This window comes from Microbacterium sp. LEMMJ01 (genome assembly GCF_002114135.1).
Taxonomy (GTDB): Bacteria; Actinomycetota; Actinomycetes; order Actinomycetales; family Microbacteriaceae; genus Microbacterium.
In genome coordinates this window covers 133207-154120 of sequence record NZ_NCTV01000033.1, presented here as the reverse complement: position 1 = coordinate 154120, position 20914 = coordinate 133207, and the positions used below count along the sequence as shown (strand labels likewise).

19 protein-coding genes and 1 riboswitch are annotated in these 20914 nt (G+C 71.1%); of the genes, 7 read left to right on the top strand and 12 right to left on the bottom strand.

Translation table 11 applies throughout. The features are described 5' to 3' along the window. Positions 1 to 66: 66 nt before the first annotated feature. A complete protein-coding gene (locus B7W94_RS12015; protein ID WP_025103893.1) occupies positions 67 to 1509 on the bottom strand; it encodes an XRE family transcriptional regulator in 1443 nt (480 codons plus the stop codon). Between the two features lie 109 nt (positions 1510 to 1618). Between B7W94_RS12015 and B7W94_RS12010 the strand changes: the two genes are divergently transcribed. Next, complete coding sequence (locus B7W94_RS12010) at positions 1619 to 3481, top strand: phosphoenolpyruvate carboxykinase (GTP) (protein ID WP_085606701.1); 1863 nt, start codon at positions 1619 to 1621, stop codon at positions 3479 to 3481. A gap of 244 nt (positions 3482 to 3725) precedes the next feature. On the opposite strand, the gene B7W94_RS12005 is transcribed toward B7W94_RS12010, so the two are convergent. Together B7W94_RS12005 and B7W94_RS12000 are read right to left on the bottom strand one after the other, a co-directional pair. Further along, entirely contained in the window at positions 3726 to 5612 is a 1887-nt protein-coding gene (locus B7W94_RS12005) for an ABC transporter ATP-binding protein (protein WP_085606699.1), read from the bottom strand. 76 nt (positions 5613 to 5688) lie between these two features. Beyond that, on the bottom strand, positions 5689 to 5895 hold the full coding sequence (locus B7W94_RS12000; protein WP_060923460.1) for a hypothetical protein: 207 nt from the start codon (positions 5893 to 5895) through the stop codon (positions 5689 to 5691). A gap of 119 nt (positions 5896 to 6014) precedes the next feature. Between B7W94_RS12000 and B7W94_RS11995 the strand changes: the two genes are divergently transcribed. Continuing rightward, entirely contained in the window at positions 6015 to 6260 is a 246-nt protein-coding gene (locus tag B7W94_RS11995; protein ID WP_126894495.1) for a FitA-like ribbon-helix-helix domain-containing protein, read from the top strand. After that, positions 6257 to 6643 carry a type II toxin-antitoxin system VapC family toxin gene (locus tag B7W94_RS11990; RefSeq protein ID WP_139833318.1) on the top strand — a complete coding sequence of 129 codons (387 nt, stop codon included), beginning with the start codon at positions 6257 to 6259 and terminating at the stop codon, positions 6641 to 6643. The genes B7W94_RS11995 and B7W94_RS11990 overlap by 4 nt, the downstream gene beginning before the upstream one ends. A gap of 72 nt (positions 6644 to 6715) precedes the next feature. Here the strand turns inward: B7W94_RS11990 and B7W94_RS11985 are convergent, their stop codons facing one another. Continuing rightward, complete coding sequence (locus B7W94_RS11985) at positions 6716 to 8176, bottom strand: MFS transporter (protein WP_085606697.1); 1461 nt, start codon at positions 8174 to 8176, stop codon at positions 6716 to 6718. A gap of 145 nt (positions 8177 to 8321) precedes the next feature. Here B7W94_RS11985 and B7W94_RS11980 point away from each other — a divergent pair, with 145 nt between their 5' ends. Both B7W94_RS11980 and B7W94_RS11975 read left to right on the top strand, forming a co-directional pair. After that, positions 8322 to 8819 (top strand): metallophosphoesterase family protein, encoded by a 498-nt coding sequence (locus tag B7W94_RS11980; protein WP_085606695.1) that lies wholly within the window; start codon positions 8322 to 8324, stop codon positions 8817 to 8819. After that, positions 8816 to 9319 carry a GAF domain-containing protein gene (locus B7W94_RS11975; RefSeq protein ID WP_085606693.1) on the top strand — a complete coding sequence of 168 codons (504 nt, stop codon included), beginning with the start codon at positions 8816 to 8818 and terminating at the stop codon, positions 9317 to 9319. Before B7W94_RS11980 ends, B7W94_RS11975 begins: the two co-directional genes overlap by 4 nt. Before the next feature lie 8 nt (positions 9320 to 9327). Here the strand turns inward: B7W94_RS11975 and B7W94_RS11970 are convergent, their stop codons facing one another. From B7W94_RS11970 to B7W94_RS11940, 7 genes are all read right to left on the bottom strand, one after another. Next, positions 9328 to 9687, bottom strand: a complete 360-nt coding sequence (locus B7W94_RS11970; protein WP_025103902.1) for a hypothetical protein — start codon at positions 9685 to 9687, stop codon at positions 9328 to 9330. Positions 9688 to 9772: 85 nt separating this feature from the next. Further along, complete coding sequence (ribH, locus tag B7W94_RS11965) at positions 9773 to 10246, bottom strand: 6,7-dimethyl-8-ribityllumazine synthase (RefSeq protein WP_025103903.1); 474 nt, start codon at positions 10244 to 10246, stop codon at positions 9773 to 9775. Beyond that, complete coding sequence (ribA, locus tag B7W94_RS11960; protein WP_085606691.1) at positions 10243 to 11511, bottom strand: GTP cyclohydrolase II; 1269 nt, start codon at positions 11509 to 11511, stop codon at positions 10243 to 10245. Before ribA ends, ribH begins: the two co-directional genes overlap by 4 nt. After that, a complete protein-coding gene (locus tag B7W94_RS11955; RefSeq protein WP_085606689.1) occupies positions 11508 to 12176 on the bottom strand; it encodes a riboflavin synthase in 669 nt (222 codons plus the stop codon). Before B7W94_RS11955 ends, ribA begins: the two co-directional genes overlap by 4 nt. Further along, complete coding sequence (ribD, locus tag B7W94_RS11950; protein ID WP_085606687.1) at positions 12176 to 13234, bottom strand: bifunctional diaminohydroxyphosphoribosylaminopyrimidine deaminase/5-amino-6-(5-phosphoribosylamino)uracil reductase RibD; 1059 nt, start codon at positions 13232 to 13234, stop codon at positions 12176 to 12178. Before ribD ends, B7W94_RS11955 begins: the two co-directional genes overlap by 1 nt. A gap of 64 nt (positions 13235 to 13298) precedes the next feature. Beyond that, positions 13299 to 13443: riboswitch (FMN riboswitch) on the bottom strand. A gap of 67 nt (positions 13444 to 13510) precedes the next feature. Continuing rightward, positions 13511 to 14374, bottom strand: coding sequence for an Fpg/Nei family DNA glycosylase (locus tag B7W94_RS11945; RefSeq protein ID WP_071328127.1), 864 nt, complete (start codon positions 14372 to 14374; stop codon positions 13511 to 13513). Between the two features lie 49 nt (positions 14375 to 14423). Beyond that, complete coding sequence (locus B7W94_RS11940; protein WP_085606685.1) at positions 14424 to 14987, bottom strand: GNAT family N-acetyltransferase; 564 nt, start codon at positions 14985 to 14987, stop codon at positions 14424 to 14426. A gap of 143 nt (positions 14988 to 15130) precedes the next feature. On the opposite strand from B7W94_RS11940, the gene mfd reads away from it, so the two are divergent. Continuing rightward, positions 15131 to 18697 (top strand): transcription-repair coupling factor, encoded by a 3567-nt coding sequence (mfd, locus tag B7W94_RS11935; RefSeq protein WP_172400117.1) that lies wholly within the window; start codon positions 15131 to 15133, stop codon positions 18695 to 18697. A gap of 139 nt (positions 18698 to 18836) precedes the next feature. Beyond that, entirely contained in the window at positions 18837 to 19433 is a 597-nt protein-coding gene (locus tag B7W94_RS11930; protein WP_025103909.1) for a gamma carbonic anhydrase family protein, read from the top strand. Between the two features lie 73 nt (positions 19434 to 19506). Here the strand turns inward: B7W94_RS11930 and gdhA are convergent, their stop codons facing one another. After that, positions 19507 to 20877, bottom strand: a complete 1371-nt coding sequence (gdhA, locus tag B7W94_RS11925) for an NADP-specific glutamate dehydrogenase (protein ID WP_062633506.1) — start codon at positions 20875 to 20877, stop codon at positions 19507 to 19509. Positions 20878 to 20914 lie beyond the last annotated feature (37 nt).

Below are 20914 nucleotides of genomic sequence, written 5' to 3'. Positions count from 1 at the left end.
CGCCTCCCGGCCCCTTACGCCCGCGCGTAACGGGCCGGGGCGGATGCAAGGGGGTGGGTCGGCGGGTCACTCACTCGCGTGGCGACCGAGGAAGTTGTAGACCTCGTTGTCGTCCACGCCGGGGAACATGCCGCGGGGGAGCGGCGAGAACATGTGGGTGTGCACGCGGGCGCTCGGCCACGCCCGGCCCTTCCAGCGCTCCGTGAGCTCGGGCGACGGGCGACGGCAGCACGCCTCGTCGGGGCAGGTCGACACGGCCCTGTCGTTCGTCTCGCGTCCCCGCCACCAGCGGGCGTCGTCGAACGGCACGCCGACCGTGACGGAGAACTCGCCCTCGCTCGACGAGCCGGTCTGCGTGGAGCACCAGAACGTGCCGGACGGGGTGTCCGTGTACTGGTGGTGCTCGACGGTGCGGTTCTGCTCCGTGAAGGCGGAACGGGCCTGGAACTTCCGGCACACCCGCTGCCCCTCCACTGCTCCCGTCACGTCCATCGGCAGCGGCAGGTCGTCGTTCTCGTAGACGCGCGTGATGGCCCCGGTCGAGTCGACGCGCAGGAAGTGCAGCGACATGCCGAGGTGCTGCGTGAGCAGGTTCGTCATGCGCATGCCGGCGGCCTCGTGCGTCACGCCGAAACCGTCGCGGAAGTCCTCCACCGCGAGGTTGCGATCCTTCTTCGCCTGCTGCAGGAAGGCCACCGCGGCGGTCTCCGGCATCAGGCAGCACGCGGCGAAGTAGTTGATCTCCAGGCGCTGCTGCAGGAAGTCGGCGTAGTCGGTCGGCGGCGTGTGCCCGAGCAGGCGGTGCGCCATGGCCTGCAGCGCCATGGACCGCAGGCCGTGTCCGCCGGGGATGGACGCCGGGGGCAGGTAGATGCGGCCGTTCTCGAGGTCGGTGACCGAGCGCGTCGAGTGCGGCAGATCGTTGACGTAGATGAGCTCGAAGCCGAGCTTCTCAGCCATGATGCTCACGGTGCGGTGGGTCAGGGCGCCCTGCGAATGGCCGGCCGCCTTGAGCTGCTTCTCCGCGAGCTTCTCGATGTCCGGCAGGTAGTTGTTCTGCGCGCGCATCCGCAGGCGCAGCTCCGTGTTGGCGCGACGGGCCTCCTCCGGGGTCGCGATGGCCTCGCGCTCGCGGCGCTGCAGCTCGCGGTGCAGCCCGAGGATGGACTCGATGGTCTCATCGCTCATGCCCTTCGTGACGCGGACGGGCGAAACCCCGAGCTGACGGAACACCGGACTTTCCTGCGCCCGCTCCAGCTCGATCTCCAGGGCCGCGCGGCGGTTCGGCGGCTCGCCGGAGATGAGATCGGTCACCTCCGTGCCGGTGGCCTGCGCGATCGCCTGGAGGAGCGACAGCTTGGGCTCGCGCTTGCCGTTCTCGATGAGGCTGAGCTGGGAGCCGGCGACCCCGACGAGGGCTCCCAGCTCGTCGAGCGTGTAGCCCTTCTCCAGGCGGCGGTGCCGGATGCGGTGGCCGAGGGTCGTGAGGTGGATGCCGGAGGACGCCATAGTTTGAGTTTAGCGAAAGAACTGTGATTCTTATCGCTCGATTCGGCCGAAAGTCCGCGCCGAGGGCGAAGAAGATGGAAGCAACGCCCCACACTTCGAAGGAGCAGTCATGGCCATGGCCGAAGTTCTCACCCCTCGCACGTCCCCTGTCGCCCCGACGCGCACGTTCGGCACCGCCCCCTCCTACGACACCCCTGCGATGGCGGAGCTCGCCGCCTGGGTCGAGGAGATCCGCGCGCTCACGCAGCCGGACGCCGTGCACTGGGTGGACGGCTCGCGTGCCGAGAACGACTGGCTGCTGCGCGGACTCGTCGACGAGGGCAAGCTCATCAAGCTGAACCCCGAGTGGCGTCCCGGCTCGTACCTGGCGCGCTCGCACCCCAGCGACGTCGCCCGCACCGAGGCGCGCACCTTCATCGCCTCGGAGCGCGAGGCGGACGCCGGCCCCACCAACAACTGGGCCGACCCCGCCGAGATGCACGCGAAGATGGACGAGATCTTCGAGGGCTCGATGCGCGGCCGCACGATGTACGTCGTGCCGTTCTCGATGGGTCGCGTCGGCGGCCCCCTGTCGCACATCGGCGTGCAGATCACCGACAGCGCCTACGCCGTCGCGTCGATCGGCATCATGACCCGCGTGGGCGACGAGGTCACCCGCCAGATCGCCGAGGGCGCGCCCTGGGTCAAGACCGTGCACTCCGTCGGCGCTCCGCTGGAGGCGGGCGAGCCGGACGTCGAGTGGCCCTGCAATGACGACAAGTACATCGTGCACTTCCCGGAGACGCTCGAGGTCTACTCGTACGGCTCGGGCTACGGCGGCAATGCGATCCTCGCGAAGAAGTGCTTCGCGCTGCGCATCGCGTCGGTGATCGCCCGGGACGAGGGCTGGCTCGCCGAGCACATGCTCCTCATCCGCGTGATCGACCCGCAGGGCAAGGCGTACCACGTGGCCGCCGCGTTCCCGTCGGCGTGTGGCAAGACCAACCTCGCGATGCTGCGTCCGACGATCCCGGGCTGGAAGGTCGAGACCCTCGGCGACGACATCGCCTGGATCCGTCCCGGCGAGGACGGACGACTCTGGGCGATCAACCCGGAGGCCGGCTTCTTCGGCGTCGCGCCCGGCACGGGTGAGTCGACCAACGTCACTGCGGTCGAGACGCTGTGGGGCAACACGATCTTCACCAACGTCGCGCTCCGCCCCGACGGCGACGTGTGGTGGGAGGGGCTGACCGACGAGGCGCCCGCGAACCTCATCGACTGGGAGGGCAACGACTGGACGCCCGACTCCGGCCGTCCTGCGGCGCACCCCAACTCGCGTTTCACGGTGTCGGCGGCCCAGTGCCCGCAGATCTCCGAGGACTGGGAGGAGGCCGTGCCGCTCGACGTCATCCTGTTCGGCGGACGCCGCGCGAGCAACGTGCCGCTCGTGGTCGAGGCCACCGACTGGACCCACGGGGTGTTCCTCGGCTCGAACATCTCCTCCGAGCGCACGGCGGCCGCCGAGGGCACAGTCGGCGAGCTGCGCCGCGACCCCTTCGCGATGCTGCCGTTCTGCGGCTACAACATGGCCGACTACTTCGGTCACTGGCTGAAGGTCGGCCGCGGCCTGCGCTTCGACCGTGCACCGCGCATCTTCCAGGTGAACTGGTTCCGTCGCGGAGCGGACGGCCGGTTCCTCTGGCCCGGATTCGGCGACAACTCCCGCGTCGTCGACTGGATCATCCGCCGCGTAGCCGGTGACGTGCCGGCGGTGGACAGCCCCATCGGACGCCTGCCGCGCGTGGAGGACCTCAACCTCGACGGCCTCGACATCCCCGCGGAAGACCTCGACGAGCTCTTCTCGGTCGACCCCGAGGCGTGGAAGGCCGAGGCCGACCTCACGGAGGAGTTCTACGACACCTTCGGCGACCGCGTCCCGGCGGCGCTGCGCACCGAGCTCGCGTCGCTGCGCTACCGCCTCGCGAAGGCCTAGCCCCCAGACCGGTGCCGGTTCGGGGGAGCCGGCACCCTCGGCCTCCGGGTCGAGACAGACCCGCGAAGGCGGGGCATCAGAGACGAACCCATGGCTGAGTGGTCTCCGACGCCCCGCCTTCGTGGCACCCACTTCCGCCGAGACCCCGGTTTCGCGTCGAGACCCCGCCCCGCACACGTGCGGAAGGCGGGGTCTCGGCGGAAACGCGGGGTCTCGGCGGTGGACAGAGGGGGGGAGGGGGGAGTCAGGCGAGGAGCTGGTGGCGGGCGAGGTCGCGGTAGAGCGGGGTCGAATCCACGAGCTCGGCGTGCGTGCCCTGTCCGACGACCACGCCGTCCTGCAGCACCACGATGAGGTCGCTGTCGACGACGGTGGACAGACGGTGCGCGATCACGACGAGCGTGCGGTCGGTGGCGACCGCGTCGATGGCCTCGCGCATGCGCTGCTCGTTCACGCCGTCGAGCGACGAGGTCGACTCGTCCAGCAGGAGGATCGGGGCGTCCGTGAGGAGCGCCCGGGCGATCGCGAGCCGCTGCCGTTCGCCGCCGGAGAGCATCACGCCGTCCTCGCCGACCGGAGCATCGACCCCGAGGGGGTTCCGCTCCAGCACGTCGCCGAGGTTCACGGCGCGGAGCACGCGCTCGCAGTCCGCATCGGTGGCGTCGGGGGAGGCGAGCCGCAGGTTCTCGGCGAGGGTGCCGGCGAGGGTCGGGGCGTCCTGCTCGACGTAGCCGAAGTGGGCGCGGAGCTCGTCGCGCGCGTAGGTGCGGGTGTCGTGTCCCTTCAGACGGATGGAGCCGCCCGTGGGGTCGTAGAAGCGCTCGATGAGGGAGAGGATGGTGCTCTTCCCCGCCCCGCTGGGGCCGACCAATGCCACCCGTGCCCCCCGGGGGACCGCGAAGGACACCCCGCGGAGCACCTCGTGGTCCTGGGGGTCGGGGGCGGCATCGGCCTGCTCCAGGTGCGCGTCGGCGAGCAGGGTCTGCGCCTCTCGCGCGGCGGCGCGGCGGGCCGCGACGACGTTCTCCGGGTAGCGGAAGCGCACGTCGCGGAACTCCAGGACCGGGGCGTCCGCACCGGGCTCCTCGTCGCGGGGGAGGGCGGCGGCGGTGGCCGCGTCGTCCTGGGTCTCGGTGGGCAGGTCGAGCACCTCCTGGATGCGGCCGAGCGCGCCGAGGGCCTGGTTGACGGAGGTGATCGCGCCGAATGTCGAGGCGAGGGGCATCACCAGCAGGAAGAGGAACATCACGAACGAGATGAGGGCCGCGATCGAGATGGCTCCCGCGGCGACGCGGAAGCCGCCCACGCCGAGCACGACGAGCAGGGAGAGCTGGAGGGCGATGCCGGCGACCGGCACCACGAGCGAGGAGATCTTCGCGATCCGCACGCCGATGCCATAGGCCTCGGAGGCCCGCTCCGTCACCGCCGCGGTCTCCCGCTCGGTCGCGCCGGAGGCCCGGATGGTGCGGATGGAGCCGACGGCCCGCTCGACGCCCGAGGCCAGCTCGCCGACCTTCTCCTGCTGAGCGGTGGACGCCGTGCGGATCCGGCCGCTGAGGGCGACGACGACCACGACGGAGACGCCGATCACCACGACGATGAGCAGCAGCAGCACCGGGTCGATGAGCAGCATCGCGATGAGCGCCCCCGCGAAGAGCACGACGTTGCCGACCGCGTCGGCGAGCCCCTGCGTGAGGACGGCGTAGAGGAGCGTCGTGTCGGTCCCGACGCGCGAGACGAGGTCGCCGGTGCGCCGGGCGTCGAACTCGGACGTCGGCAGGTGCAGGATGCGGGCGATGAGCTTGCGGCGGCTGGAGTACACGACCGCGGTGCCGGTGCGCTGCAGCAGATAGTGCTGGAAGCCGGAGATGATCGACGACACGATCACGAAGCCGACGAGCAGCCACACGAGCACGCCGATCGTGCCGTCGGATTGCACGGCTTCGATGACCTGGCCGACGAGGAGGGGCTGCACGAGCGAGGTCGCGGCGCCGAACACGCTGAGGACGGCGACGACGACGAGGGTGCGCTTGTGCTCGAAGAGGAAGGGGAGGAGCTGGCGGAAGGTGGCGCGGGGCCCGTCGGCCGGTGCGCCCCGTCCGCGTCGGCGTGCTGTCGCCGTGCGGGACATGGGGGACCTCGATCTGGAGATGGTACTTCGACCGTACTCGGGGGACGGTCGTTTCCTATGGGGCGGCTGTATGGGCTCAGGTGCGACCGAAGCGCCGATGTGCCGCCTGCTTGGTGACGCCGAGGGCGCTCGCGATCGCCTGCCACGAGTAGCCGCTCGTGCGGGCGCGGCGGACCTGCGCCTCTTCGGCGCGTGCGAGCTCCTTGCGCAGCGCGGCCAGGCGGTGGAGCTCGGCGAGGGGTTCGCCGCCCTCGGCCGCGGCGATGGTGGTCGGTTGAGACATGGGGACCTCCTTCGCGTCAATATTCGTTGACGCGGCGGGCTGGTGTCAAGAAGTGTTGACGAGTACGTTGTCCACAGCACGGCCTTGCCCGCATGCGGAACGCATGCGATGCTGACAGGATGGCTCGCATGCTGCAAGTGAGGAACCTGCCCGATGAGGTTCACGCCCGGCTCAAAGAGCGTGCCGCGGCGGAACGCATGAGCCTGTCGGACTACGTCGCGCGCGAGCTGGAGGACCTCGTCCGGTACCGCAGCAATGCCGAGGTCCTCGAGGCGTCGCGGGCACGGGCGCGCGCGGCCGGCGTCTCCCTGACGCGCGAGGGCATCCTCGCCGCCCGTGATCGCGAACGGGACGAGCGCGAGTGAGCGGGACATCCGAGGCGGCCGTGCTCGATGCCTCGGCGGCGATCGAGGCACTGCTGGGCGAGGAGGTCTGGACGCACGGCGAGAAGTTCCATGCGCACGCGGGTCTCGATATCGAGGTCCTCTCCGTGCTCCGACGCCTCACGATGCGGTCCTCGATGCCGGCGCATGCTGCTCGTGAGGCTCTCGACGCGTTCGGAGCGCTGCAGATCACCCGCCATCCGCTGCGTCGGCTCATCCCGCGGATCTGGTCGCTGCGCGATGACGTCTCCGCGTACGACGCCGGTTATGTCGCGCTCGCGGAGGCCCTCGACGTCCCTCTGCTCACGGCCGATCGCCGGCTGGCGAAGACGGCGGCCCGGTACTGCGACGTCGTGGTGCTGTGAGCGTCTGGCGAGGAAGACAGGAACGGCTGCACCCCCGAGGGAGTGCAGCCGTTCCTTTCGTCTTCTCGGCCTCTAGAGCTCGACGGCGGAGGCGAGACCGAGGTCGTCTTCGTAGTCGTGGTCCTTCGTCTCCGGGGTGAAGATGAGCGCGATGAAGGTCAGCACCGCCATCGACGAGAGGTACAGTCCCACGAGCCAGGGCTCGCCGCCGACGGCCGCCCACAGGGCCACCGCGATGAACGGCGCCACGGCCGCACCGAGGATCGACGACACGTTGTACGCGATCGCCGAGCCGGAGTAGCGCACGTTCGTCGGGAAGAGCTCCGGCAGGAGAGCGCCCATCGGGCCGAACGTCGTGCCCATGAGCATGAAGCCGAACACGAGGAAGGCCTGAGTGAGAGCGCCGGTGAACTTCGGGTCCGCCTGCGGGAGCAGGAAGATGTTGAACGACAGGCCGAAGACGACGATGAGTCCAGTGACCCACAGCAGCAGCTTGCGGCGCCCGATGGCGTCGGCGATCGGCCCGGACAGCAGCGTGAAGATGCCGAAGAACACGACGCCGATGATCTGCATGAGCACGAAGTCCGTGTAGCCGAAGCCGAGGCCCGGGTAGAACTGCGCCGCGAACGCGCCCGGGTCGAAGTCCTTTCCGGTGGCCTCCGCGGCAGCACGGGCGGCGGCCGAGGCGGTCTCCAGGTCGGCGGCCTTCGTGCCGTAGGTGAGCGTGAAGTTCGTCATCAGGTAGAACAGCACGTACGTCGCCAGCATGATGAACGTGCCGAGGATGAGCTGCTTCCAGTGGTGCCGGAACACGGTCGCGAGCGGGAGCTTGCGGATGGCCCCGGTCTTCTCCGCCTTCTTGAACGTGTCCGACTCGACGAGACGGAGCCGCACCCACAGGCCGATGATGACCATGACGGCCGAGAAGAGGAACGGCACGCGCCAGCCCCAGGAGAGGAAGGCCTCGGACTTCAGCGCCGGGTCCTCCGGGTGCGGGAGTGCGAAGTTGATGGCGAGGAAGATGCCGTTCGCGATGATGAAGCCGAGCGGCGCGCCGAGCTGCGGGAACGAGCCGTACCAGGCGCGCTTGCCCTTCGGGGCGTTCTCGGTGGCCACCAGCGCCGCGCCCGACCACTCGCCGCCCAGCGCGAAGCCCTGGGCGAGACGGAGGATCAGCAGGAGCAGCGGGGCGACCCAGCCGATCTGCTGGAAGGTGGGCAGGAGGCCGATCACGAAGGTCGCGATGCCCATGGTGAGGAGCGATGCGACGAGGGTCGCCTTGCGCCCGAACTTGTCGCCGAAGTGCCCGAAGACGACGGCGCCGATCGGGCGGGCGACCATCGCCGCGCCGAAGACGGCGAACGACGACAGCAGCGACGCGGTGTCGTTCGTGCTCGGGAAGAAGAGTGTGGGGAAGACGAGCACGGCTGCCGTCGCATAGACGTAGAAGTCGTAGAACTCGATGGTGGTGCCGACGAGGCTCGCGGTGATGACGCGCGAGCGGGGGTTCGCGGGGGTGGTGGCGGTGCTCAAGGGGTCTCCGATCTTCCGCCGGTATACCAGCGGACTCGGGCGAGTCTACGCCTTCCTGGGAGTTCGCTGGACGTTGATGACGGGAGGGGGTCGAGCGCGTCGGTGCCCCCGCGTAGAGTCGGGGGAGGCCGGCCGGAGGAGGATCATGACCACGCGGATGCTGCTCCTCGCCGACACGCACGTTCCGAAGCGGGCGAAGCGGCTGCCGGACGCGGTGCTCCAGGCGATCGACGAGGCCGATGTCGTCGTGCACGCGGGGGACTGGGTCGATCTCGCCACCGTCGAGCTGCTCCAGTCCCGCGCGCGTGTGCTCCACGGCGTGCGCGGCAACAACGACGGCCCTGAGATCCGTCGGGTGCTGCCCGAGATCGCGCGGTTCACCGTGGAGGACACCGCCGTCGCCGTCATCCACGAGACGGGCGCCGCGACGGGGCGGGAGAAGCGGATGGATCTCGCCTTCCCGGACTCCGACCTGCTGGTCTTCGGACACTCGCACATCCCGTGGGACACCGTGACACCGAACGGATTGCGGCTGCTCAACCCGGGCTCTCCCACCGACCGGCGCCGGCAGCCCGTGCACACGATGATGCACGTCGTGGTCGACGGGCGCGATGTCGAGGCGACCCTGGTGCCGCTCCGATGACCGACGACGGAGCCGATGTCCCGATCGCCTACCGGGCGCCGATGCGCTCCCGCGACGACGCCGTCGCCCCGGGGGTCGCGGTCGAGCGGGCGCTCGCCGGAGGGGTGTGCGGCATGGGCGGGCGGCTCGACCGCGCGCCCCGTTCCCTGACCGCGGCGCTCGCGGCCGTCGACGCCCGTCATGGCGAGCGGGCGGCGCGGCGGCTGGAGCGGTTCGCGGCGCTTCCGACGGGAACCCTCGTCTGGACACGGGATGTCGACGGGTACTTCTGGCTCGGGAAGCTGACGGGGCCGTGGCGCTACGACGACGACCGGGCGGCCGTGGCGGCAGACCTCGTGCATGTGCGCGACTGCACCTGGTCGTGGCGCCCGATGGCGCCTTCCGATGTCCCGCCGGGCGTCACGGCCACGTTCGCCCGCGGGGGACGCAACGGCCAGCGCATCCGCACAGCCGAGGTCGGGGAGCAGTCAGCCGCACTCTGGGAGCGCGGCCTCCGCTGATCCGCGCCTCAGCGCCAGATCGCGGCGATGGCCGCGTTGACCGCGGTGAGGATGCCCACGAGCCAGAAGACCGCGGGCGGCACCACCTGGTCGCGCTTCTGGCGCGCCGTCCCGATCCCGAGCAGGGCGCCGATCGCGAGGAGGATGACGAGCTTCGTGCCGATCTTGGCGTAGTTCATCTCGACGCCCTCGGGAAGGCCCCACGGGGCGGCGAGGGCGAGGCCGGCGACCGCGGCGATCGTCATGCCGATGGTCATCAGACGCGTGAACACCCGCTTGCCACCGAACGCCTGCGCCGCCCAGGCCCCGAAGAGCACGGCGAAGCCGATGAGGTGGACGAAGAGCACGATGTGGCGCAGGGTCTCCATGCCCTCACCGTACGAGAGCGCGGCGTTCCGCGCCAGCAAGGCACGCCTGACCTCGCGCCCGCGATCGGGCGCGAGGCGGAGGGGGTCAGCCGCGCAGCTCGCGGATCACGAGGGCGGTGCGCAGCGCGGCATCCGCGGCCTCCGCGCCCTTGTCCTCCTTCGAGCCCTCCAGGCCCGCGCGGTCCAGCCCCTGCTTCTCGTCGTCGAGCGTGAGGAGCCCGAACCCGACGGGCTTGCCGGCATCGAGGGAGACGCGGGTGAGGCCGTCGGTCGCCGCCGCCGATACGTACTCGAAGTGCGGCGTGCCGCCACGGATGATGACCCCGAGGGCGACCACCGCGTCCGCACCGCCGGCGAAGGCGGCCTGTGCGGCCACGGCGAGCTCGAACGAACCGGGCACTCGCACGAGCCGATGCGTCGCCCCCGCCTCGTCGAGCACCCGCTGGGCGCCGGCGATCAGGCCGTTCGAGATCACCTCGTGCCAGGTGCCGGCGATCACAACGACCTCCAGCCCCCGCCCGTCGATGTTCCCCGTCTTCGGTGCTCCGGCGCCGCTCATTCCTCGTCCTTTCCTGCCGCGAGGGCCTCGGCGAGCTCTGCTTCGCCGATGATGTGGCCCATGCGGTCGCGCTTGGTCTCCAGGTACTGGTGGTTGTTCGGGCCCACGCCCACGATCAGCGGCACCTGCTCGACGACGTCGAGGCCGAGCTCGCGCAGCTTGTTCACCTTGTCGGTGTTGTTGGTCAGCAGCCGGACCTTCGAGACGCCCAGGTCGGTGAGGATCCCGGCCGCCGCGGCGTAGTCGCGGGCGTCCGCGGGGAGCCCCAGCGCCAGGTTCGCGTCGACGGTGTCCAGGCCGTCCTCCTGCAGGCTGTAGGCCCGCAGCTTGTTGATGAGCCCGATGCCGCGTCCCTCGTGCCCCCGCATGTAGATGACGATCCCGCCCTCGCGGTCGATCGCGTCCAGCGCGGCGTCCAGCTGCGGCCCGCACTCGCATTTCTGGGAGCCGAACGCCTCGCCGGTCAGGCACTCGGAGTGCACGCGCACGAGGGCGGTCTCGGTCGGCTCGCCCGACACGACCGCGATGTGGTCGGTGCCGGTGACGCGGTCCTTGTAGGCGAGGAAGCGGAACGTGCCGTGGTCGGTGGGCACGGTGGCGTCGGCACGGAGGCTCACGCGGCGTCCGTGCTGGGCGGCCGGTGTCGCTCCGTCCGGGTCGATCTCGTTGAGGTGCGCGATGAGCTGCTCGATCGTGATGACCGGCACACCGTCGCGGGCGCCCAGCTCGAGAAGCCCGGGAAGCCGCATCATGCTGCCGTCCTCGGCGACGACCTCCGCGATCGCGCCGACCGGCCGGAGGCCGGCGAGCTTCATGAGCTCGACCGCGGCCTCCGTGTGACCGCCGCGCTCGCGCACACCGCCGTCGACGGCCCGGAGCGGCAGCACGTGGCCGGGGCGGATGATGCTCGTCGCCGTCGAGGACGGATCGGCCAGGACGTTGAGGGTGTGCGCGCGGTCGCTCGCGCTGATCCCCGTCGTCACTCCTTCCGCGGCGTCGACGCTCACGGTGTAGGCGGTGGAGCGGGCGTCTTCACTGGCCGCGACCATCGGCGGGAGGTTGAGGCTGTCCGCGAGGTCGGTGGGCATCGGCGCGCAGATGAAGCCGGACGACCAGCGCACCGTCCACGCCACCCATTCGGGGGTGGCGAGCTCGGCGGAGAGGACGACGTCCCCCTCGTTCTCGCGGTTCTCGTCGTCGGCCACGAGCACGGGCCGGCCGGCGCGCAGCGCCTCCAGGGCCTCGGGGATGGTTGCCAGGCTCATCGCGAGCCCCCTTCCGGTGCGGCGCGGAACGCGAGCAGGCGCTCGACGTGCCGCGCGAGGATGTCGGTCTCGAGGTTCACGCGGTCGCCGACCGCGCGGGTGCCGAGGGTGGTCGCCGCCAGGGTCTCCGGGATGAGCGAAACTTCGAACCAGTGCCCGCCCCGGGCCCCCGAGCCGTCCTGGGTCCCTGAGCCTGTCGAAGGGTCCGGCGGGCTCACCGCACTCACCGTCAGCGAGGTGCCGTCGACCGAGATGGAGCCCTTGTCGACGACGAGCGGCGCGAGGTCGTCCGGAAGGCTGATGCGGAGCACGCTCCACTGCGCGCCCGGGCGCACCTCGAGCACGACACCGGTCCCGTCGACGTGGCCCTGCACGATGTGCCCGCCGAGCCGTGCGCCGACGGGCATCGCCTTCTCGATGTTGACCCTGGTCCCGACGCTCGCCGTACCGAGGGCCGCGACGTCGAGCGTCTGCTTCATGACGTCGGCGTCGAAGGTCTCGGCGGTGGAGCCGACGACGGTCAGACAGACGCCGGAGACCGCGATCGACTCCCCGTGCACGGCGTCGGCGGCCGCCTTCGGGGCGCGGACGGTGAGCCGCCAGCCGTCGCCCGACTCGGCGATGGCGGTGATCACGCCGATCTCCTCGATGATTCCGGTGAACATCAGAGGCTTCCCTCCTTCTCCGGGCCCGCGTGGTCCGGGTCGTCCGCGTCCGCAGGATGCGCGATCGCGAGCAGGTCTGCGCCCAACGGCAGCCATTCGTCCACGACGAGGCGGCGCGCCTGGTCGATCGAGCGGACGCCGATGTCGGTCACGGCCAGGCGGCTCCCGCCCAGGAGGACCGGGGCGACATAGGCGAGCACACGGTCCGCGAGCCCGGCGGCGAGGAACGCGCTGGCGAGCGTCGGGCCGCCCTCCACGAACAGCGTCTGGATGCCGCGCTCGTGCAGCGCAGCGAGGACCGCCGACAGGTCGTGCGTGTCGAAGAACAACGGCGTGTGCGGATGACGGTGCACCGCCGCATCCGCAGGGGTGGGTCGCGCGCCGATCACGACCGGGACGGGCTGATGCGGCAGGAGCTCGTCGCCGGCGCGGGCGGTGAGCGCGGGGTCGTCGGCGAGCACGGTGCCGGTGCCGACCGCGATGGCGTCGGCCGCGGCGCGTCGCCGGTGCACGTCGGCACGCGCCTCGGGCCCGGTGATCCACTGGCTGGTGCCGTCGTCCGCCGCGGCCCTGCCGTCGAGGCTCTGCGCCCACTTGACGGTGACGTGCGGACGGCCGCGTCGCGCCGCGAAGAGCCAGTCGCCGATCAGCGCGCGTGCCTCCGCGGCCCGTTCGCCGGACTCGACGCCGACGCCCGCGGCGCGCAGCCGCTCTGCGCCGCCGCCGGAGACGTCACCCGGGTCGTCGAGGGCGTAGACGACCCGGGCCACCCCGGCCTCGATGAGCGCGAGCGCGCACGGACCGGTGCGACCGGTGTGGTTGCACGGTTCGAGGGTGACGACCGCGGTCGCGCCGCGTGCGGCGCCGGGGGTGAGCTTCGACAGCGCGTCGACCTCGGCGTGCGGAGTGCCGGAGCCCCGGTGCCAGCCCTCGGCCAGCACCTCGCCGTCGGGGGAGAGGAGCACGGCGCCCACCTGCGGATTGACTCCGCGGGGGCCACGGGTCGCGAGGGCGAGCGCGCGATCCATCGCGCGGCGCTCTGTCGCGGTCACTGCCATCCGTCATCCTCTCTGCGGCCTCGGGGTCGCTGCAGGGTGGCGGAACGGACGCACGCGCGTGCGCCTCGTGCTGCCTCCCTTCCGGACTAGCGAGGTGTCCCTCGCATCACCGTCGGTTCCGGAATTCCACCGGATCGGCATCCCGATCACTCGGAACGCTCGCGGACTGTCACCGCCGGTTCGGATTCCCACCGACCCCGGAGCACGTTGCTGCTCTGAGTGTACTCAACGCGTCCGCGCCCGTTTCATTCCGTGGCAGGGGCCCTTCCCCGCCCCTCACTTGAGCAGGCGGGAGAGCCGCCGATCGGCGAGCACCTTGCCGCCGGTCTGACAGGTGGGGCAGTACTCCAGGGAGCGGTCGGCGAAGAACACGCTGCGCACCTCATCGCCGCAGACCGGACACGCCTCGCCCCGGCGGGCGTGCACCCGCATGCCGCGGCGCTTGGCGTCCTTGAGATCAGCCGGAGGTTTGCCCGCGGCGGCCGCGACGGCCTCGGCGAGGGTCTCCTGCATCGCCGCGAACAGGCGGTCGATCTCGGCGTCGTCCAGCGTGCCGGCGATCGCATACGGCGACATGCGGGCCGCGTGCAGGATCTCGTCCGAGTAGGCGTTGCCGATGCCCGCGATCACGCCCTGGTCGCGGAGCAGCCCCTTGATCTGCATCCGACGGTCGTCCAGCAGCGCGGCGAAGGCGTCGCGCGTGAAGGACGGATCGAGCGGGTCGGGGCCGAGCCGAGCGATGCCGGGCACCTCGGCGGGGTCGCGGACCACGTACACGGCGAGCGACTTCTTCGTCCCGGCCTCGGTCAGGTCGAAGCCGCTGCCGTCGTCGAGGGCGATCCGCAGCGCGATGGGCGACTTGCCCGGCTTGAGGAGCGTCGTCGGCAGGGTGTCGTACCAGCGCAGCCATCCGGCCTTCGCCAGGTGGAAGACGAGGTGCAGCTCGGACCCGCAGGACAGCACCACGAACTTGCCGCGGCGCTCCGCCCCGGTGATCGCCGCGCCTTCCAGCGCCGAGATCGGCGGGTCGTAGGTCTTCAGCGCGGCGATCGCGGCCACGGAGGCACGGGTGATCGTGCGTCCGGTGGTGCGCTCGCCGAGGAACGCGACGAGTCCTTCGACCTCCGGCATCTCAGGCATGCAGCCATCCTGTCACCGGGGTCCGACGCTGTCACGCGTAGACGTGCGGTCAGAGCACCGACCACTCGACCGGCGTCCGGTCGTCCTCGCGCAGCAGTCCGGCGAGCCAGCCGTCGTCCCGTCCCCGCTGGCTGGTGAGTCCCTGGCGCATGGTGCCCTCGAAGCGGAAGCCGAGGGCGCGGGCGGCGCGAGCGGAGGGGACGTTGCCGACCACGGCCTGCCAGCGGATGCGGGCGAGGCCGAGCTCCGCGAAGCCCCAATCGAGCACGGCCCGCGCGGCCTCGACGAGGTAGCCGCGGCCGCGGGCGTCCGCGACGACCCAGTAGCCGAGCTCGGCATGGCCCCCAGCCGGATGCTCCCCGATGTGGTGGAGTCCGACCATGCCCACGAGGACGTCGTCGGCATAGACACCCCAGACGGTCTGCGAGCCGTCCTCCCACCACTGCTCGACGAGGGCGACGAAGTCCTCCGCGTCCTGCCGGAAGTAAGGGGAGGGCACCGTCGTCCACCGCGCGATCTCCGGGTCCTGGCACGCCTCGGTGATCGCGTCGACATCCGCCTCCGTCGGGGCGTGGAGGACGAGTCGTGCGGTGGTGAGGGTGACCGGAAGCATCCGTCCAGCCTAAAACGCTCGACCCGGCCCCTTCGGTTCGCCCCGGCCCCTTCCGCGCGTCCGTAACGGGGTGAGAGGCACGGAAAGGGGTGGGATGCAGGGAAGCCGACCGCAGTGTCGGTGGGCGCGATTAGGCTTGTCCGGTGACTGTTCCGGGGATTCTGCGCGCCTTGGAAGAGGCGTCTCTGTATCGTGACGCTCTCGCCTGGGCGCACACCGACGCCGACCTCGGCCTGGTCGACGGGCTCGACGCGCCCGTGCTCGCCGGTCTGCTCGCCAAGCGCGCGGCGGCCGGCCACCCGGCGGCGCTGCTGGCCGTGGTGCCCACGGGGCGCCGCGCGGAATCGGTCGCGCAGGCCCTGGAGACGTACGTCCCGGACGCCGAGGTGCTCACCTTCCCCGCCTGGGAGACGCTGCCGCACGAGCGCCTCAGCCCCAGCCCGGACACGGTCGGCCTGCGACTGCAGACCCTGCGGCGCGTCGCCGAGTGGTCCGGGGAGCGCCCCCTCGTGGTCGTGGCCTCCGTGCGCGCGGCGCTCCAGCCCATCGCCGGGAACCTGGGCGACATCGTGCCGCTCGAGCTGACCGTGGGCAGCCGCGGCAACGAGCTCGACCACGTCGCCGAGCAGCTCGTGGAACGGGCGTACTCCCGCGTCGACATGGTGTCGCGACGGGGCGAGTTCGCCGTCCGCGGCGGCATCCTCGACGTCTTCCCTCCCACATCGGAGCACCCCTACCGCGTGGAGTTCTTCGGCGACGAGATCGATCAGATCCGGGCGTTCTCCGTGGCGGACCAGCGCTCGCTCCCCGGCGACGTGCCGCGCGTCGACCTCCCGCCCAGCCGCGAGCTCCTGCTCACGGCCGAGGTGCGGGAGCGCGCCAGGGCGCTCATCGGCGGCTTCCCGGCCATCAGCGGCATGCTCGAGAAGATGGCCGAGGGCATCCCGGTCGAGGGCATGGAGTCGCTGCTGCCCGCGGTCGCCGGCCCCCTCAAGTCGCTCGTCGAGTACCTGCCCGAGGGCACGGCGACCGCCGTGATCGACCCGGAGCGCTCGACCGCCCGCGCCCTCACCCTCGGCGAGACGAACCGCGAGTTCCTCGACGCCGCCTGGAGCGCGGCGACTTCCGGTGCCTCCGCCCCCATCGATCTCGGCGCCGGCGACTTCCTCACCATCGCCGACCTGCGCGAGGTCGTCCGCGACCGGGGCGGCGTGTGGTGGCGGCTGAGCCCGTTCGGGATCGGCGATGCGACCGCGGAGAGCGTCGAGGCGGCCACCGTCATCCCCTCCTTCCACGGCAACGTCGACGGCGCCATCGCCTTCGTCGACGCGAAGGTCGCCGACGGCTGGCGCGTGGTCGTGCTCGCGACCGGACACGGTCTCGTCGACCGCGCCCGGGACGTGCTGTCCGACCGCGGCATCGCGGCGCGGGTCGTCGAGACCATCGCGGATGCGCCGGACCCGGGGGTCGCGACCCTCACCGTCGGCGGCGTCGAGGCCGGCTTCCAGGTGCCGGAGGCGAAGCTCGCCGTCCTCACCGACAACGAGTTCTACGGCCGCACCATCGGCGGCGACCAGCGCGTCGTCAAGAAGCTCGCCTCCCGTCGGAAGAACGTCGTCGATCCGCTGCAGCTCAAGCAGGGCGACTTCGTCGTGCATGCGACGCACGGTATCGGCCGGTTCGTCGAGATGACCCAGCGCGAGGTCTCCACCGGGGGCCGCAACGCCGCGAAGTCCGTCCGCGACTACCTCGTGCTGGAGTATGCGCCGTCGAAGCGCGGCTACCCCGGCGACAAGCTGTTCGTCCCCACCGATCAGCTCGACCTCCTGTCGAAGTACGTCGGCGGCGAGGCCCCGACGCTGTCGAAGATGGGCGGCAGCGATTGGGCGCAGGCCAAGGGCAAGGCGCGCAAGGCGGTCCGCGACATCGCCGTCGAGCTCGTCAAGCTCTACTCCGCCCGGATGAGCGCCAAGGGGTACGCCTTCGGTCCGGACACCCCCTGGCAGCGCGAGCTGGAGGAGGCGTTCCCGTTCGCGGAGACCCAGGACCAGCTGCAGACCATCGACGAGATCAAGGCCGACATGGAGCGGCCCATCCCGATGGACCGGCTGCTCTCGGGCGACGTCGGCTTCGGCAAGACCGAGGTCGCCGTCCGTGCGGCGTTCAAGGCCATCCAGGACGGCAAGCAGGTGGCGATGCTCGTCCCGACGACCCTGCTCGTCAAGCAGCACCTCGAGACGTTCACGGAGCGCTTCGCCGGGTTCCCGGTCAAGGTGCGGCCGCTGTCGCGGTTCCAGACCGACAAGGAGGCGCGGCTCACGCTGCAGGGCCTCCTCGACGGCTCGGTGGACATGGTGATCGGCACGCACCGCATCCTCACCGAGCAGGTGCTGTTCAAGGATCTCGGCCTCATGATCATCGACGAGGAGCAGCGCTTCGGCGTCGAGCACAAGGACGCGCTGAAGAAGATGAAGACCAACGTCGACATCCTCGCCATGAGCGCCACCCCGATCCCGCGCACGCTGGAGATGGCGGTCACCGGCATCCGCGAGATGTCGACGCTCGCCACACCCCCGGAGGACCGGCACCCGATCCTCTCGTTCGTCGGACCCCGCAGCGACAAGCAGATCGCCGCCGCCATCCGCCGCGAGATCCTCCGCGAGGGGCAGGTCTTCTTCGTGCACAACCGCGTGCAGTCGATCCAGCGGGTCGCGGCCGAGCTCGCCGAGCTGGTCCCCGAGGCGCGGATCGCCGTCGCGCACGGGCAGATGGGGGAGCACGCGCTGGAGCAGGTCGTCGACGACTTCTGGGAGCGCAAGTTCGACGTCCTCGTCTCGACCACGATCATCGAGACCGGCCTCGACATCTCCAACGCGAACACGATCATCATCGACCGCGCCGACAAGTACGGGCTGAGCCAGCTCCACCAGCTCCGCGGACGCGTGGGCCGCGGACGGGAGCGCGCCTACGCGTACTTCCTCTACGACGACATGAAGCCGCTGAGCGAGACCGCGGCCGACCGGCTGCAGACCATCGCGGTCAACAACGACCTCGGCTCCGGTATGCAGGTCGCCCTCAAGGACCTTGAGCTGCGCGGTGCCGGAAACCTCCTCGGCGCGGAGCAGGCCGGACACATCGCGGGGGTCGGCTTCGACCTGTATCTGCGCATGATCGGCGAGGCCGTCGCGACCTTCCGCGGCGAGGAGGTCGAGACCGGGCAGGAGCTCCGACTCGAGCTGCCGCTCGACGCCCGCATCCCGGAGGACTACATCGACAGCGAACGCCTCCGGCTCGAGGCGTACCAGAAGCTCTCCGCCGCCTCGGCCGCGACTGCGAAGGACGACGCCATCGACCTCGTGGTGGAGGAGCTCGTCGACCGGTACGGCACGCCGCCGGAGGAGGTCACCGGACTCGTGTCGATCGCGCGACTGCGGCGCCGGGCGGCCAGGGTCGGGCTCACCGACGTCGTGGCCATGGGCTCGAACCTGCGCCTCGCGCCCGCCCGCCTCGAGGATTCCATCAAGGTCCGGCTGCAGCGGCTGTATCCGAAGGCGAAGCTCGTCTCCGGCGGGGAGGCCCTGGTCGTGCCGATGCCCACGGTGCCCGCGGCGGTCGGCGTGGGCGTGGAGCCGCTGCCCGACGCCGAGCTGCTCGCCTGGGTCGACCAGCTGTTCACCGCCATCTTCCCCGAGCCCGCCAAGCCCGAGTGACCCGGCCCTCCGCGGTGGCCGCCGTGCACAACTTCGGAGTCGGTGTACGACACGCCGTCGGGAGCGGCTCGGGGCCGGCGTGTCGGTGATGATCTCCGAAGTCGTGCACGCCGCAGACGCCGAGGGCTAGTCTGGCCGCATGTTGTACGAGCACCTCGGGGCTCGCCCCCGCATCCACGACACCGCCGTCGTCGCTCCGACCGCCGTCATCTCCGGTGACGTGGAGCTCGGACCGGGCTGCCAGGTGCTGCACGGCGCCGTCATCACCGCGGAGGGCGGCCCGATCACCCTCGGGGCACACGTCATCGTGATGGAGAACGCGCTGATCCGGGCGACCGCCGCCAACGCCGTCCACATCGGGGCGCACACCCTCGTCGGGACACTGGCCAGCATCGCCGGGGCGACCGTGGGCGAGGAGGTGTTCTTCGCGTCCGGAGCCCGGGTCTTCAACGGCGCGCTCGTCGGGGATCGCTGCGAGGTGCGGGTCAACGCCATCGTGCATCGCCGGGCCGTGCTGCCGTCGGGGACGGTGGTGCCGATCGGGTGGGTCGCGGTCGGCGATCCGGTGCAGCTGCTCTCACCCGACCGGGACGCGGAGATCGCGGCGGCCCAGCCCGAGCTCGACTTCCCCGGACACGTCTTCGGCGTCGACCGGGACACTCCCGACCTCATGGTGCAGCTCACGGAGCGCTACGGCAGCTCCCTCGCGCGGCACGCCGACGACCGTCAGGTCTGACCCCACACCCTTCGAATCGCCCGAATGGTCGCATCTCGGCCGGATTTGCGACCATTCAGGCGATTCGAACGGGTCAGATGACGCCCTGGGCGAGCATCGCCGCGGCGACGCGCTCGAAGCCGGCGATGTTGGCACCCGCCACGTAGTCGCCGGGGACGCCGTGGCGCTCCGCGGCCTCGAAGGCGGCGCGGTGGATGTCGCCCATGATCTCGCGGAGCTTGTTCTCGCTGTCGCCGAAGCTCCAGCGCTGTCGCGAGGCGTTCTGGCTCATCTCCAGGGCCGAGGTCGCGACACCGCCGGCGTTCGCGGCCTTGCCCGGGGCGAACAGCACGCCGGCCTTCTGGAACGCCTCGACGGCCTCGGGCACGCACGGCATGTTGGCGCCCTCGGACACGGCGCGCACCCCGTTCGCGATCAGGGCCTCCGCATCGGCGAGGCTGACCTCGTTCTGGGTGGCGGAGGGCACCGCGATGTCGACGGGCACCTCCCACACACTGCCGCTCTCCACGAACCGGGCGCTCGGGCGGCGGTTCGCGTACTCGACGATGCGGGCGCGCTCGACCTCCTTGAGCTGACGCAGCAGGTCGAGGTCGATGCCCGCGTCGTCGACGACATAGCCGGAGGAGTCGGACGCCGTCACCGCGGTCGCGCCGAGCTGGGCGGCCTTCTGGATCGCGTAGATCGCCACGTTGCCGGAGCCCGAGATGCCGACGCGCTTGCCGTCGAGGGAGTCGCCGTGCACGCCGAGCATCTCCTGCGCGAAGAACACGGCGCCGTAGCCCGTGGCCTCCGTCCGTACCTCGGCGCCGCCCCAGCCGGTGCCCTTGCCCGTGAACATGCCGGACTCGTGGCGGTTGGTGACCTTGCGGTACTGGCCGAAGAGGTAGCCGATCTCGCGGCCGCCGACGCCGATGTCTCCCGCGGGGACGTCGGTGTGCTCGCCGAGGTGCCGGTAGAGCTCGTTCATGAACGACTGGCAGAACCGCATGACCTCGGCGTCGGACTTGCCGTGCGGGTCGAAGTCGGAGCCGCCCTTGCCGCCGCCGATGCCCTGACCGGTGAGCGCGTTCTTGAAGATCTGCTCGAAGCCGAGGAACTTGATGATCGAGAGGTTGACCGACGGGTGGAACCGCAGGCCGCCCTTGTACGGACCGAGCACGGAGGAGAACTGGATGCGGTAGCCGCGGTTGACCTGCAGCTTCCCGGCATCGTCGACCCACGGCACCCGGAACATGATCTGCCGCTCCGGCTCGACCAGGCGCTCCAGGATCCCGCCGTCGACGTACTCCGGACGCTGCTCCAGCACCGGGGCGATGGAGTGCAGCACCTCGTGGACGGCCTGGTGGAACTCCGGCTCGTGCGGGCTGCGCGCCAGCACCGTGTCGAAGACGGGCTGCACGGAGGCGGCGAGCGGGTGGAAGTCGGTGGGGGTGGTGACGGTCACGCGGGAGGGCTTTCTGATGGGGGATGGGGTGCGGGCG